Raw genomic sequence first — 14,630 nt, forward strand, 5'->3', positions numbered from 1 at the left:
ACTTGATCAAGTCATTCGACTTGCGCCCGTACTGCACCCATGTCAAATTGACCCGTTGAAACCCACTTTGGTATGAGAACAGTATAACAAAGTTGTCTTATCTTTGCAACCAAACAGAAAGCGCAAAGTATTGATAGTATTGCGCTACCCGCCGCTTGGGGCCCTTTCGCCGACAACTGTCAATTGACACCATTCTTTGCACCTGGCTGTGGTGTGGATTTGCTTATCTGTCCAGTCCCGAATATAATATGGATGAAAGTCGCAAACAACTAGGATGTGATCCCTTTGGCAAAGCCAGAGTCCATTAAAGTTATTACGGAAAACCGCAAAGCGCGCCACGATTATCATATCGAGGAAACCTATGAAGCCGGCATTGTCTTGTCCGGTACCGAGGTGAAGTCTTTGCGGCTTGGAAGGGCAAATCTTACCGACAGCTACGCGGGAGTTGAAAACGGCGAGGTCTTCTTGTATAATTGTCACATAAGCCCTTACGATCACGGGAACCGATTCAATCACGAACCGAAACGGAAGCGAAAGTTGCTGCTTCATCGGCGAGAAATCAACCGATTGGTCGGTCTGACACAGCAAAAGGGATACACCTTGGTGCCTCTACGTATGTATTTTACCCGCGGCCTTGCCAAGGTGGAGTTGGCCTTGGCCCGAGGTAAACGCAGTTATGACAAGCGTGAGGACCTGGCCAAGCGCGATACTCAGCGGCAAATCGCCCGGGCCTTGAAGGAGAGGCAGCAAACTTAACATCACCGTGGGGGTGTATTAGATTCGACACAGGCAGAAGGTGCATCGGTAGCGAGCCGAGGTCCCGTGCCTCGTTAAACAGCGGGAACCAAAATAACTGCCGATCACGCAGATTACGCTCTGGCTGCTTAATTAGCGGCCACGCCCCTTTGCATTTCGCCTACAGGGTGCAAAGAAGGGTGTCATCGCATGTAGGCTACTCCGGTCCCACGCCTTTAAGACTGGGGGAAATTCACAAAGGCTAGCTTACGGTAAATCGTGCCCTTACGAGTTACCGCAGGCGAAGCTAAAATAAGGGCTACGCTCGTAGAGACCGGTGTGGCTTTGCTTGTGGACAGCGGTGCAATTCCGCTCACCTCCACCAAACCCGATAATCAAGCAAGGCGTAGGGCCTTGCTTTTTTCAATGGATATTATTGTACATAAAAACATAAGGAAAAGTGAGATATAGTCATGGAACGGAATATATTGACTCGCAATGCTCACCTGGCTTTGATGCTGCTAGGGGTCTTGATGAACGTCTTGGGACCTACCTTACCCTTTATGATCGCCGAGTATGAGATCTCCCAGGCTACTGCCGGCACATTGTTCACTTTACTCTCCTTAGGTCGCCTATGCACCGTCTTTTTCGGAGGCAACTTGTCGGATTCCTACGGTCGCAAACCCTTAATCGTAGCCGGTTCTCTGCTTCTAGCCACCAGCATGCTCGGTTTTGCACTATCCCACAGTTGGTTAGTACATCTTCTATTTATATTTGTGGCTGGACTCAGTTACGGCCTGTTGGACATTGCGGTCAACGCCCTGATCGCCGACATCTATCCTGAGGAACGGGGCGCGGCCTTGAACCTCTTGCACGCCTTCTTCGGCGTCGGTTCCTGCCTTGGGGCCTTGGTGGCCGGGTTTTATCTTTCCACCACCAATAACTGGCGAGTCCTGTATATCCTCATCGCAACCTGTGCCCTCATCTACGGGTTCACCTCTTTCTACCTGGTCTACCCGAAGGCTGTCTCCAATAAAGAAAGCAAGAGGCTGGAGCTTAAAGTGGCCAAACCGATCTTGGTTCATTATGTCTTCTGGATCTTGGCCCTTACCATATTTGCCTACACAGGCGTAAGCCAAGGGATCATGGGATGGCTGAAGAAATACCTTAACGATACCTTCAGCCTGGCACCCATCGTCGCATCGATCGTCCATGCCCTGTATAACCTCGGGCTTTCCGGTGGACGACTGGTCTGTAGCCGCATCTGTGTCTGCCTGGGATACAAAGGCACCATCATCCTCTGTACCGGCGGAGCAGCCCTGTCGTTGACCGTAGCCATCTTCAGTACATCCCTACTGTTAGTTACCACAGGATTCATGCTCACGGGATTCTTCCTTGCGGGGCTTTTCCCCACGGTCATCGCCATGGGAAGTGATCTTTTCCCGAACGCTACCGGAACGGTGTCGGGTCTTTTGATCACCAGTGCTTCCCTCGGTGGTATGTTCATTCCGGCGGCCATTGGTGCCATCTCCGACTATGCGGGCATGTTAGTGGGCATGGCCACTTCCTGCCTGGTCCTGCTTTTGGTCACCGTCACGAGTCTGCGACTGCCGGGATCAAAAAAAGCGGGCTCCTCTAGCCCGCCTAAGGAAGTAAACCTCTAAAGTATTACGACGATCAACACCGACAGGACCATAAGACCCGTTGCCAGGATTTTCGTAGCCTTTTCCAGAAGCTCCACAGAACCTTTCTTCCGGGCAAACAGCTGGGAACCGCCGCCGATGGATCCGAGACCTTCACCGGCGCTAGGCTGCAGCAGTACGACCACGATTAGGCTTATGGAAATTAGCGCCTGCAAAACATAAAGCACCGTTAACAGCACCTGTACCACCTCCGCTAAGGCCTATTGTACCGTACCATAACAAAGAAAACAAGCACAAGGCACCGTCGACGGCACCCTGTGCTTGCCCTTCCCTACCGTAGGTTGTAGAAGGCATCCTTGCCTTTGTACTCGGCAAGATCGCCCAGTTCCTCTTCGATCCGCAAAAGCTGGTTGTACTTCGCAACCCGATCGGTACGGCTCGGTGCACCGGTCTTGATCTGGCCAGCGTTGGTGGCTACCGCGATATCCGCGATGGTGACGTCCTCGGTCTCGCCGGACCGGTGGGAAATCACTGCGGTGTAACCGGCCTTCTTGGCCATTTCCACCGCGTTCAGTGTCTCGGTGATGGTGCCGATCTGGTTCACCTTCACCAAGATGGAGTTAGCCACACCCAACTCAATACCCCGGGCCAACCGCTTAGTGTTGGTCACAAACAAGTCGTCCCCGACAATCTGGATCTTCTTGCCCAAGGTAGCAGTAGCTTCCTTCCAGCTATCCCACTCTTCCTCGCTCAAGGGGTCCTCGATGGAAATGATGGGATACTTGGACACTAGGGACTCGTAGAAAGCGATCATCTCTTCGGGGGTCCGGACTACGCCTTCGCCCTCGAAGTTGTACTTGCCATCGGCAAACATCTCAGTGGAAGCTACGTCTAGAGCGATGAGGACATCCTCACCCGGGGTATAACCCACCCGCTCAATGGCGTCCAGGATCACTTCAATGGCCTCTTCGTTGGAACTAAGATTGGGAGCAAAACCACCCTCATCGCCCACCGCGGTATTCAGGCCTTTCTCCTTCAGGACACTTCGCAGACTGTGGAACACTTCGGCGCCCATCCGCAAAGCCTCGGAGAACCGCTTTGCACCCACGGGCATGATCATGAACTCCTGGATGTCCACGTTGTTATCCGCATGCTGTCCACCGTTAAGAATGTTCATCATGGGAACCGGAAGCACTTTGGCGTTGGTACCACCCAGGTAGCGGTAAAGGGGCAGTCCCAGGGAGTTAGCGGCAGCCTTCGCTACGGCCATGGACACACCAAGGATGGCATTAGCCCCTAGCTTGCCCTTGTTCTCGGTACCGTCCAGTTCACATAAGAAGGTGTCAATCCCCACCTGGTCCAGGGCATCCCAGCCCACCAGTTCCTCAGCGATCTTCTCATTGACATTGCTTACAGCCTTAAGTACACCTTTGCCCAGGTACTGGTCCTTGTCCCCGTCCCGCAATTCCACCGCCTCAAAGGCACCGGTGGAAGCTCCGGAGGGCACCGCCGCACGCCCCATACTGCCATCGGCTAGATACACTTCCACTTCCACGGTGGGGTTACCCCGTGAATCCAAGATTTGTCTTGCAACTACACCATCAATAATGCTCATCATTCTGCCTCCTTCACAATCAAAGACTCGCCCAGCATGGTCTCGGGCTTCTCTATCCCTAATAGCTCTAAAATAGTGGGAGCCACATCGGCAAGGATCCCCGAACGTAGTTTAACCTGATCCTTCAGCTCATCGCAAATCAAAACTGCCGGCACCGGGTTGCTGGTATGCGCGGTATGGGGCTTGCCCGTGTCGTAATCGATCATCTGCTCCGCGTTGCCATGATCCGCAATTACCAATAGACAACCTCCGGCCTCCCTGACCCCTTGTACCACCTTGCCCAGGCACGCATCTACCGCTTCAACGGCCTTTACCGCGGCCTCCATTACTCCCGTGTGCCCCACCATGTCCAAGTTGGCAAAATTCAAAACGATAAGGTCCACACCCTTTTCGATCTCTTCCAGCACCGCCTCGGTAACCTCCGGTGCGCTCATCTCCGGCTGTAGATCATAGGTAGCCACCTTCGGCGACGGAATCAAGCGCCTTCTTTCGCCGGGGAATTCCACTTCCTGCCCGCCGTTCAAGAAGAAGGTCACGTGGGCATACTTTTCCGTTTCCGCAATGCGCAATTGGGTCAAGCCTGCTTCACTGACCACCTGGCCCAAGGTCTTCTCCGGTGCATCGGGATCAAAGGCGTAGGGAATATCCAGATCCTCGGCATACTGGGTAAAGCTGCAGAAAAATACCCGGGGCCATTTTTTCCGCTCAAAGCCGGTAAAATCCTCCCGCACAAAGGCATAGGTTAGCTGTCGCGCCCGGTCACTGCGGAAATTGAAGAAAATCACCGCATCGTTTTCGTCTATGGTCACCGTAGGCTCACCGTTGGAAGTAAGCACTGTGGGTATGACAAACTCATCGGTCTCGCCGGCTGCATAGGCATCCCGTACCGCCTGTACCGGATCCGTAGCAGTGCGCCCCTCACCCAGGACCAAAGCGTCATAGGCCTTTTGCACCCGTTCCCAGCGCCGGTCCCGATCCATGGCATAGTACCGGCCGGAAATGGTGGCAATTCTGCCCACACCGATTTCTCCAATTTTGTCCACCAAGTCCTGCACGTACTCCGCAGCGCTTTTGGGCGGCACATCTCGCCCATCTAAGAAGCAGTGGACATATACCTCCCTTAGTCCCTGCTGCTTTGCCAGTTGGAGCAAGGCATACAGATGATTGCTGTGGCTGTGCACGCCCCCTGGGGACACTAGGCCCATGAGATGTAACGGTCTTTGCTGCTCTTTAGCATGGGTCATGGCTTGTAGGATCACCGGGTTGCTGAAAAAGGATCCGTCTCTAATCGCCACATTGATGCGCTCCACGTACTGGTAGACGATCCGGCCCGCACCAATATTCAAGTGACCCACATTAGAATCCCCCATCTGACCCTCCATCAGGCCCACACAGGGACCCGAAGCCTGTAACAGGGTATGGGGGTAATTGCTGAAATATCCATCGATGTTTGGCGTCCTGGCCTGCGCCACAGCGTTACCTTCGCTGATCTCGCTGTAACCCCAGCCATCCAGGATTACCAGCGCCACTGGTCTCATACCCACTGTCTTCCTCCTTAACACACCGACTTTGCACCTGCCGCCACAATGGCCGTAAAGGCCGTGGCATCCAGACTGGCTCCACCCACCAGACAACCGTCGATCTCCGGCTGCTGCATGATCTCGTCTGCATTGCTGTCCTTCACACTGCCACCATATTGAATCCTGATAGCCTCACCTACAGCCTCGGAGTATAGTTTCTTCACCGTGTTCCGAATTAATCCAATGACCCGGTTGGCCTCCTCCGCGGAGGCGGTACGACCGGTACCAATGGCCCAAACGGGCTCGTAAGCCACTACGATCTTCTCCACTTCCTCCGTGGACACATCCCGCAGACCGGCCTGCAATTGACCGATGACCACTTGTTCTGTGAGACCCGCCTCCCGCTGCTCCAGGGTCTCTCCGATACACATAATCGGCTTTAACCCGTAAGACAAAGCAGCCTTTACCTTCTTGTTCACGTCTTCATCGGTCTCGTGAAAATACTGGCGCCGTTCCGAATGGCCCACCACCACATACTCACAACCCACATCCCGAAGCATGCTGGGGGACACTTCCCCGGTATAGGCACCCTTTTCCTCCCAGAACAGATCCTGGGCACCCAGTCTTACATGGGTGTCCTTAATCACATCATACACCTTCGTCAGGGCCGTGAAAACTGGAATGACCACCACTTCCACTTCATTGTACGTGGCCGTCTGTTCCGCCACCTGGCGGCTGAGCTGTTCCGCTTCGGCAATAATGCCGTTCATCTTCCAGTTTCCCGCAATAATCGGTTTCCGCATCCTCAACTTCCCCCAAACAAAGATAAATCTAAGCCCTCCACCAAGGGGTGGAGGGTGCGGACTACTTCCGATCCATCAACGCCTCCACCCCAGGCAGCGCCTTCCCTTCTAGGAATTCTAAAGACGCACCTCCGCCGGTGGAAACATGGGTGATTTTCTCCGCCAAACCAGCTTTCTCCACCGCCGCTGCGGAATCTCCACCACCGATGATGGTCACTGCATCAGACTCGGCTAAGGCCTTGGCCACCTCAAAGGTACCTTGGGCAAAGGCATCCATCTCGAATACACCCATGGGACCATTCCAAACCACGGTCTTGGCTTCCTTGATGACATCCCCAAAAACCGCCTGGGTCTTGGGACCAATATCCAGACCCATCCAGTCAGCAGGAATGGCGTCCACATCCACCGTCTTGTGGGGGCTATCCGCGGCAAACCGCTCCGCCACCACAACATCCACCGGCAGCAATAGTTTTACGCCCTTGCTTTCGGCCAGGTCCATCAGCTCCTGGGCCAACGTAAGGCCCTCTTCATCCAGTAGGGACTTACCAATCTCATAGCCCTTTGCCTTGAGGAAGGTATAAGCCATGCCACCGCCGATGAGCAGGGAATCCACCTTCGAAAGCAGATTCCGGATCACACCAATCTTATCCTTCACCTTCGCGCCACCCAGAATGGCTACAAAGGGCCGCTCGGGATTCTCCAAAGCTTTGCCCATCACGGAGAGTTCCTTCTCCATGAGGAAACCGGCCACGCCCGGAATGTACTTAGCCACGCCCTCGGTGGAAGCGTGGGCCCGGTGGGCGGCACCAAAGGCGTCATTTACGTAGATGTCGGCGATGCTGGCCAACTTTCTCGCAAATTCAGGATCATTCTTCTCCTCTTCCGCGTAGAACCGGACATTCTCCAGAAGGAGGACATCCTGGGGCTCCATTTTATCTACGGCCTCTTCCACTGCCGGGCCGATACAGTCGTCAACCTTCACCACGTTCCGATTCAAAAGCTCACTCAACCGTTTCGCCACGGGATCCAGGCGAAACTCCGCCGTCACTTTGCCCTTGGGACGGCCCAGGTGGGAACACAGAATCACCTTTGCCCCCTGGTCAATCAGATAATTGATCGTAGGTAAGGCAGCCTGAATCCGGGTATCGTCGGTAATTTCACCATCTTGCATCGGTACGTTAAAGTCCACCCGGACAAGAACCTTCTTGTTCTTCACATCGATATCGCGAATACTCATCTTCTGCACCGCAATCACCTCCGCAAGAAATGACCGGGTAAAGATACCCGGTCAGGGAAACAAGCTTACTCCTTGGATGCCATGTATTTTACAAGGTCAATCACCCGGAGGGAATAACCCCACTCATTGTCGTACCAAGCCACGACCTTGGCGAAGTTGCCTTCCATAACGTTGGTCAACTGGCCGTCCACAATGCTGGAATTGGGATTTCCAAGGTAGTCCATGGAAACCAAGGGCTCCTCGGTGTAAGCCAGGACGCCGGCCATGGGGCCTTCGGCCGCGGCCTTCAAAGCAGCGTTAATCTCTTCAACAGTAGCCGGTTTCTCCAGTTCACAGGTCAGATCCACGATGGATACGTCAGGAGTGGGAACCCGCATGGCGAAACCATCAAGCTTACCCTTCAGTTCAGGCAGAACCAAGCCAACGGCCACAGCGGCACCGGTGGTGGTGGGGATAATGCTCATGGCTGCAGCCCGAGCCCGGCGCAAGTCCTTGTGGGGCAGGTCCAGGATCTGCTGGTCATTGGTATAGGAGTGAACGGTGGTCATGAAGCCCCGCTTGATCCCAAAGTTCTCATGGAGCACCTTGGCCACAGGAGCCAAGCAGTTGGTGGTACAGGATGCGTTGGAAACCACATGATGGTTAGCCGGATCGTACTGATCCTCGTTGACACCCATCACAATGGTCAGGTCCTCGTTCTTCGCCGGAGCGGTAATGATGACCTTCTTCGCACCAGCGTCAATGTGCCACTGGGCCTGATCTCTCTTCCGGAATACACCGGTGGACTCGATCACATACTCTACGCCCAACTCTTTCCAAGGTAGCGCCTTCGGATCTCTTTCGGCAAAGATCTTGATCTCTTTCCCGTCTACAACAATAGCATCATCGGTGGCGGAAACCTCTGCATCCAAAACGCCATGTACCGAGTCATACTTCAGCAAATGGGCCAAGGTCTTCGCATCGGTCAGGTCATTAATTGCTACAAACTCAATCTCAGGATCCCTGAATGCACCTCTAAACACATTGCGTCCAATTCGACCAAACCCATTAATCGCAACTTTAATTGCCATCAGACACTCTCTCCTTCCTGAGCTTTCTTGCCAACTTCCTTTAGGTATATCGGATCAGCCCGCGTTACCGGTTAACCCGGCATGGATCTTGCGAGCAGCTCCTTCGTCGGTTATGAGTACATCTTGGTAACCGCGGGACAGCACCGCCACAATCGCATCGGCTTTAGTATGCCCGCCTCCTACGGCCACCACAAGACCAATATTGGCAAGATCGTGATAATGCAAACCGGCACTGGTCACCGAATAGACGATCTCGCCCTGCTTATTGAAATAGTAACCAAAGGCTTCCCCGACGGCATCGCTCTCGAACAGTTTCTTTCTCTGTTCAGCACTGAGGGCGCGCCGGCGGGCCATCTCCTGGGCAGTTCCGATCCCGTGGAGGACCATATCTGCAGAGCGGATCAGGTCCACAATCTCCCGGACGTTGGGCTCATTACAAATGGTGGAGAGCACCTCTTGGTCCAGGTCATCGGGCACATGCAGCAGCCGGTAGGTACCTCCCAAGTGGTTGGCAAAGGCCGCGGCAATGGTATTGGCTTGCAGCTCCACATTCTCACCTAGGCCGCCACGCCCCGGCACTACCACTACCTCTTTCTTGTCCTGCAAAGGCGGCAAGTAGCGGGCCACCTCTGCCAAGGTTGTCCCACCGGTCACCACCAAGACTTGCCCACCATGCAACCGCTTGAGTAAGAAACGGGCGGTGGCCTTGGCAATCTCCTTCTTGATGGTCTCGTCTCGGTCCGAATCCCCCGGCACCACGATAACTTCTTTCAGATTCAGCAACTTCTCCAGGCTGCGTTCCAACTCCCCCAGTCCCAAAAGATCATGGAGGAATTCCGTGAGACTAGCTAGGACCGCTTCGCCTTCCGGGGTCAACTGCATCCCTAAGGGATCTGGCTCCACCAGGCCCTGTTGCCGCAGGACCTCCACTTCCCTCCGAATTGTGCGTTCACTGAGGTCTAGTTTGGCCGCAAGGGCCCGTCGCCCTACCGGCTGGGAAAAATAGATATTCCTCAGGATGATATACCGTCGTTCAATTAATTCCCGGCTTTCGGGTACAACCGTTTGCAGCACTTCTACTTTCTCCATAAGTCAGCCAGCAAATACCTCTGTATCTGCTACAATATTCCTCCTCGGACCAGGCTCCGGGATAAAGCATGCCCCGCTGCGGCCTAAATCTGTCCCACCGGTGTAATAAGCCGCCTAGTAAATTATACCTGAGGGGAAGATGTTTGTCTAGGTAGGTAGAAACCCAGGTCCTACCACCTCTACCATATTCCAAGTCTCCATCTTTGGCCAATCAAAGATCCCCCGCTTCCCCGGCCAAACCCAACTCCTTTGCTGCCTTTTGCATCCCTTTTATGGTCTCCGCAAAGATCTCATCTAAGTCCATGCCCAACATTTCCGCTCCCGCCTCCACCACTTCCCTGTTCACACCAGCGGCGAAATTCTTCTGCTTCCATTTCTTTTTCAGGGAACTTACCGATAGATCCAAGATACTCCTACTGGGTCGCATCAGCACGGTGGCCACCACTAGGCCTGTTAGCTCATCAATGGTGTACAACACCTTTTCCATGGTCTCCTTCGGTTCCACATCGGTGCAGATCTGCCAGCCGTGGCTTTGGATCGCACGGATGTACTCCGACGGCCACCCTTCGGCCTCCAGGATCCCCTTCACCCGCTGGCAGTGTTCATCGGGATACTGTTCATAATCCAAATCATGCACCAAACCAATAACCCGCCACTTCTCCACCTCATCCGGTGCAAAACGCTCGGCGAAATGAGCCATCACCGCCTCTACCGCCAAAGCGTGGTTAATGAGGTTGTCACTTTTTACGTAGCGGGTCAAAAGCTCATAGGCCTCTGCCCGACTAGGCACTTTCGCCATCTGTCATCCTTCCTTCCGCATCCCTATTCTTCCCCTATATCTTACCATTCCTAAAAACCCATTCAAATCCCAGTCAAGAACAACCCAGTTTTAGAAAGAGTAGTCTGGAAGGCCTATGTCCGCTCAGCCTCCACCCTTTGGCTAAGCTCTTGAAAAAGGGCCTCCGTCTCCTCGGCTGTGCCCACATTGAAGATAACGATAGAATTGTCTACTTCCAGATAGATAAAGGGCGGCTTGGATCTGTCCACCAGTAGTTTCACCTTACCGTATTCTGCGGTCTGGAAATAGCCTTTCAGGTGGGATCCTACCGCAGAACCATTGGTCCGGGTGCGTATCGTGGGCAATTCCTGAAGTAACTTTACCTGTTCGATCTCCTCCCAGGAGTACTGCACGCCATACATACCATGGAGCTTGAGTCCTGTGTCAAGAAAGGTCACCTTCGTGGGCCGGGTGGCATAGATCATCAGAATGCCCACCAGGACCAATACCGCCACGGTAAAGACCACGCTGCCCACCCCCCCTCGACGCTGTCGAAATCCTGCCCGTTTGTCGTAGCCTTGGGCGATCATGATAAAGCAGACCGTAGAGATCAACGTAAACAAAGCTGCCGGCGTGGTAGAGACTGCCAGTCCCATCAAAGGATACACCCCCTACAGAGAATAGATGAAAACCGTTTGCATAGAACGAAACACCCATGGGCAGGGCCAGACTTTATACGTTGGCCTAGGCCTTGCCCTCCGATGGTAGGGTGTTATACTCGGCGGAGAAAAAGACCATCTGAGCACATGCATCGCTAGACCACCCGCAATGAAGAACATACCAATTAGAAAACAACATGCCAGTTCAACATTTCAACGTTCAACGTTCAACATCCTTTTCTCTGACTTGTGCATGTACAGTTGCCAGGACGAAAGCGAGGCTCTCTCCTGCTATGGTTGTCTACAGAGACAATCTTACTCACTTCCGGTGAAAACCTGCTTGGTCTGTTGTACACATAGTATGTCCTGGGCAGATAAGAGTAGCCAGAGTTGTCCCTGGATCCACAGACTTCACTACCCGAGCACACGGATCGGCTCCACCAAGTTAACAAGGAACAATCCTTTACTCTCGTAAGACCTAGGATAACCAAATGTACCACTGCGTTTTGTTCAGACAACTGACGTAGTGCGTAGTACACGGCTAAAAGCCAACGTTCACGACGAATTGGTTGGTAGAAGACTATTCCCGAACCCAACAAAACAAGACTCCAAGAAACTGATAGCACAAAGAGGCCTTGGAATAACCCCGATGAAGCCCACTTATTGCGCCATCGGACCCACAACTCTTCTCTCCCTAACATAGGAACATCTCCTATCCAGGTGAACCGTATCAAGGCGTATATCCGATCCATTGCCTGTTTCGCGGCAGGATAGCGATGGAATATTCTAACCAAAGGCATGCTTTCCGTTGAGCTGCCCGGTAATCAGAGTAAAGTGCGGCGTCAATTGCGCTGGTTATCGACTACCGTGAGTTTTTGTCTCTGGAGAAAAATCATACAAAAAGCCTACCTCATGTCAGACCAACGTAGAACTTGTGGTCTGACCATCGGATACTCGTTGCCGACACAAAGCCGCCAGCTTACGAAAGCCATTGGTTGCTGCTGTTCCTTCCTCGTTGGGAGCCACATTAGGATGGCGCAGAGCAGAAACTAGACCCGAGCACCTCGCCCTGCATCCACTCACTCGTTAACTCCAAATATCTCCATTACGACCCTCAGATACTTACAGGGGCCCCTTCCAAGAGGGCCCCCTTATACAGCTATCGACGACAAAGCCACAGCCCGTCAATACCCCGTAGGATAAAAGTGAACTAACACATAGGGAAATCCACCGCAAGCGGGCATGACCACATAGAATTTGCCGTCCTGTCCATATAGAGTCATCTCCGATGACGAAAGAGATTGCAGGTTTATGCGCTGCAGTGGTTCAACGCCACGCACACGCCCCGACCCGAGCAAGTATTGTCTGCCGAACCACAAGCTTACATTTCCCTTCTTACGAATACCGGGCTTATAACACTCAAGATGACCGTTCGAGAGCCTCTCCCTTCGCCTCCAACAAGTCCCATGCCTCCAGAACCAACCTCCGAGTCCGATATTCCCCATACTCGCGCTTCTCCTTTTCTTTGAGTACGCGGAAGGTCTCGCTTGGGAAGTCGGGTCCATAAACATCCTTTGGGTCGAGAATGTAACACAGTTCCTCCCGGGTTAATCCGTAAAGCTTAGCGTAATAGGCGTCAAGCTCTGCCCGTATAACAGCACGCCGTTCCGAATCCCAGCGGAAGGGTGGAATCCTTTGAACGTCGGGATTCACCGTTATCCTTCCGCCCGAACACTCTTGCCAGCGGCGGACAATCTCCTGCCGCAGCTCCCGCGGACACTTCTGCCACACATCCCGTGCAAAAGGCTCCAGATCCCGGGCAGTATACACTAGCTCCAGCACTCGGGGCACGATAAACAAAAGATCCGACGCGGTATAGGCATCTAGCGGAAGAACGGGTAGTTGTTTGAAGATGAAATAGCTGAGAGATGTACCACCGATTTTTTGGCGAGTCACAAAGTCGAACACAAGACTATTAGAGTTCCCAATGAAACAAACTGTTCTCAGCGCACCGACATCGTTCAACAGGATTAACGGAATCTTGTTTCCCACCCCCACCCGAGGCACGACAGTGAAGATGGCAGTACGCTCATTGGTGGCATTAGTCACGTCCCTAAACCCCAACAGCCACCCCCGCGCCCACTTCCACACAGGCTTTGTACCGTCGCGACTACGTTGCTCGAGTCGCGCCTCGGCTTCTTCTTCCCTTATCCAGTAACGCGGCAAGACAAAGTAATCTGGATCGGCATACTCATCCTCGCCTGGTGTAGGAAGATGGGTATTCGAGGTATTCTCCGGCACACCCTTATATGTCCCAAACCGATGATCAAACTGCCAGATCATCTTGGCCTCGTAAAGGGGCAGCCACACTTCTTTGCCATTAGTAAAGCAAACACCATCGGGCCGGCCCAGTTCGCGAGGGCGAATCGGTAACTCCAATGTACTCCGGGAAAAACACCCTCTCGGTTTTCAAAGTCACATAGGCTCACTAACCGCCCGCTCTCTACCCAGTGGGCAAAGTGAGTCTTGCTATTATTATCGGTGGCAATACCCGTAGGCAATACCAATCCAGCGCGGCCACTGACCCGAAGAAGCCGACAAAAAAGCTCGGCAAAGACACTGTAAGTATTAATACGTCCACGGGCAGTAAGCGCATAGCGTCCGCTTCTCGAAAAGTACTTGCTTTGCGCCTCTGCTAGGTGCTTGGCCTCCCGATATTCCTCCCAAAAAGCGGGATTAGTTCTGGGCAAGTTCTCAATCGACCTCCGCCGAGCTGCTTGATTAGGAACATCAGCGATCTCCCTGTCCCGCGTCCTAAGAAATCCTTCTTCCTCCAGGTCAATACGTTCCCAAGGAGGATTACAGAGTAGTACGTCAAAGCCACCTTGCGAAAATACCTCCGGAAACTCCAGTCGCCAGTGGAAGAACCGGTATTTTTCGGCCATTTGCCAGACACGCGCAACGAGTCTTTCGTTTACAAATCCGCCGAGGAAATCATGCAAGTCACCGGTAAGCGGAACCATACTGTGACCGTCTTCTATCCCAATACGCGCAAAGAAGGCAGCAGTCCAAAGATGACAGGCAGTAAACTAGCGCCATAGGTTGGTGCGTGACTCCTGATAGTCTTTGGATTTCTGCCGTACCACATCAGGACTATCGTCGGAAAGCTCGGTCCAAGGAATAACCACAACCCACCACATGCACTGGTGGCGCTCCTTCATCCGATCCCGCCCAGTGGGAGATCGCGTAAGTCTTGCCCTCCACTTGGGCCGCCCGGGTAAACCAACTCATAGCCCAGTAGACTCAGAAGCGGAATTACCCACTAATCCCGGGTGACGGTGGTAACAGGATCATCTTTGGGAAGGCGTTCCAGTCGGTTTTGGAATGCCTCCCAGTGTTTTAGGACTTCCTGCCAAGCCCTGGCAATCTCGCTTTCCAGATGGAGGATTCACTTCGGTTCCTATGGAGCCCTAGAGCACCG

Annotated in this window: 13 protein-coding genes, 1 other RNA gene and 1 pseudogene; 3 read left to right on the plus strand and 12 right to left on the minus strand. The window is 53.3% G+C overall.

Annotated elements, in window-relative coordinates; all coding sequences use genetic code 11:
- The first annotated feature begins 285 nt into the window (after positions 1-285).
- The 3 genes from smpB (at position 286) to GXX57_11425 (ending at position 2,399) form a co-directional block, all read left to right on the plus strand.
- On the plus strand, positions 286-756 hold the full coding sequence (gene smpB / locus GXX57_11415) for an SsrA-binding protein SmpB (GenBank protein ID HHV45253.1): 471 nt from the start codon (positions 286-288) through the stop codon (positions 754-756).
- 9 nt (positions 757-765) lie between these two features.
- Positions 766-1,120, plus strand: a transfer-messenger RNA (tmRNA) gene (ssrA, locus tag GXX57_11420).
- Between the two features lie 88 nt (positions 1,121-1,208).
- Positions 1,209-2,399: an MFS transporter gene (locus GXX57_11425; GenBank protein ID HHV45254.1), complete on the plus strand. Its 1,191-nt coding sequence runs from the start codon at positions 1,209-1,211 to the stop codon at positions 2,397-2,399.
- Here the strand turns inward: GXX57_11425 and secG are convergent.
- The 12 genes and pseudogenes from secG to GXX57_11485 form a co-directional block, all read right to left on the minus strand.
- A complete protein-coding gene (gene secG / locus GXX57_11430) occupies positions 2,396-2,614 on the minus strand; it encodes a preprotein translocase subunit SecG (protein ID HHV45255.1) in 219 nt (72 codons plus the stop codon). The two genes, GXX57_11425 and secG, sit on opposite strands and share 4 nt — an antisense overlap.
- 95 nt (positions 2,615-2,709) lie before the next feature.
- A complete protein-coding gene (eno, locus tag GXX57_11435; GenBank protein HHV45256.1) occupies positions 2,710-3,993 on the minus strand; it encodes a phosphopyruvate hydratase in 1,284 nt (427 codons plus the stop codon).
- Entirely contained in the window at positions 3,993-5,537 is a 1,545-nt protein-coding gene (locus GXX57_11440; GenBank protein ID HHV45257.1) for a 2,3-bisphosphoglycerate-independent phosphoglycerate mutase, read from the minus strand. Before GXX57_11440 ends, eno begins: the two co-directional genes overlap by 1 nt.
- An 11-nt stretch (positions 5,538-5,548) precedes the next feature.
- On the minus strand, positions 5,549-6,316 hold the full coding sequence (locus GXX57_11445) for a triose-phosphate isomerase (GenBank protein ID HHV45258.1): 768 nt from the start codon (positions 6,314-6,316) through the stop codon (positions 5,549-5,551).
- 61 nt (positions 6,317-6,377) lie between these two features.
- A complete protein-coding gene (locus GXX57_11450; GenBank protein ID HHV45259.1) occupies positions 6,378-7,562 on the minus strand; it encodes a phosphoglycerate kinase in 1,185 nt (394 codons plus the stop codon).
- Between the two features lie 56 nt (positions 7,563-7,618).
- Positions 7,619-8,623, minus strand: coding sequence for a type I glyceraldehyde-3-phosphate dehydrogenase (gap, locus tag GXX57_11455; GenBank protein HHV45260.1), 1,005 nt, complete (start codon positions 8,621-8,623; stop codon positions 7,619-7,621).
- A gap of 54 nt (positions 8,624-8,677) precedes the next feature.
- Positions 8,678-9,712 (minus strand): hypothetical protein, encoded by a 1,035-nt coding sequence (locus GXX57_11460; GenBank protein ID HHV45261.1) that lies wholly within the window; start codon positions 9,710-9,712, stop codon positions 8,678-8,680.
- Positions 9,713-9,923: 211 nt separating this feature from the next.
- A complete protein-coding gene (locus GXX57_11465) occupies positions 9,924-10,511 on the minus strand; it encodes a hydrolase (protein HHV45262.1) in 588 nt (195 codons plus the stop codon).
- A gap of 113 nt (positions 10,512-10,624) precedes the next feature.
- Positions 10,625-11,149 (minus strand): hypothetical protein, encoded by a 525-nt coding sequence (locus tag GXX57_11470; protein HHV45263.1) that lies wholly within the window; start codon positions 11,147-11,149, stop codon positions 10,625-10,627.
- A gap of 1,419 nt (positions 11,150-12,568) precedes the next feature.
- Positions 12,569-12,835: pseudogene (locus GXX57_11475) on the minus strand (hypothetical protein).
- A gap of 653 nt (positions 12,836-13,488) precedes the next feature.
- The gene (locus GXX57_11480; protein ID HHV45264.1) at positions 13,489-14,172 is read right to left on the minus strand and encodes a hypothetical protein; all 684 of its coding nucleotides are present in this window, start codon (positions 14,170-14,172) and stop codon (positions 13,489-13,491) included.
- Positions 14,173-14,302: 130 nt separating this feature from the next.
- Complete coding sequence (locus GXX57_11485) at positions 14,303-14,440, minus strand: hypothetical protein (protein ID HHV45265.1); 138 nt, start codon at positions 14,438-14,440, stop codon at positions 14,303-14,305.
- Positions 14,441-14,630 lie beyond the last annotated feature (190 nt).

The organism is Bacillota bacterium, assembly GCA_012839765.1.
In the GTDB taxonomy this organism is placed as follows: domain Bacteria; phylum Bacillota; class Limnochordia; order DUMW01; family DUMW01; genus DUMW01.

Coding starts and splice junctions, on each gene's coding strand:
- GXX57_11480 (HHV45264.1), bottom strand. CDS start 14,172: ATGGTTCCGCTTACCGGTGACTTGCATGATTTCCTCGGCGGATTTGTA.
- GXX57_11445 (HHV45258.1), bottom strand. CDS start 6,316: ATGCGGAAACCGATTATTGCGGGAAACTGGAAGATGAACGGCATTATT.
- GXX57_11425 (HHV45254.1), top strand. CDS start 1,209: ATGGAACGGAATATATTGACTCGCAATGCTCACCTGGCTTTGATGCTG.
- GXX57_11460 (HHV45261.1), bottom strand. CDS start 9,712: ATGGAGAAAGTAGAAGTGCTGCAAACGGTTGTACCCGAAAGCCGGGAA.
- GXX57_11465 (HHV45262.1), bottom strand. CDS start 10,511: ATGGCGAAAGTGCCTAGTCGGGCAGAGGCCTATGAGCTTTTGACCCGC.
- gap (HHV45260.1), bottom strand. CDS start 8,623: ATGGCAATTAAAGTTGCGATTAATGGGTTTGGTCGAATTGGACGCAAT.
- eno (HHV45256.1), bottom strand. CDS start 3,993: ATGAGCATTATTGATGGTGTAGTTGCAAGACAAATCTTGGATTCACGG.
- GXX57_11485 (HHV45265.1), bottom strand. CDS start 14,440: ATGAGTTGGTTTACCCGGGCGGCCCAAGTGGAGGGCAAGACTTACGCG.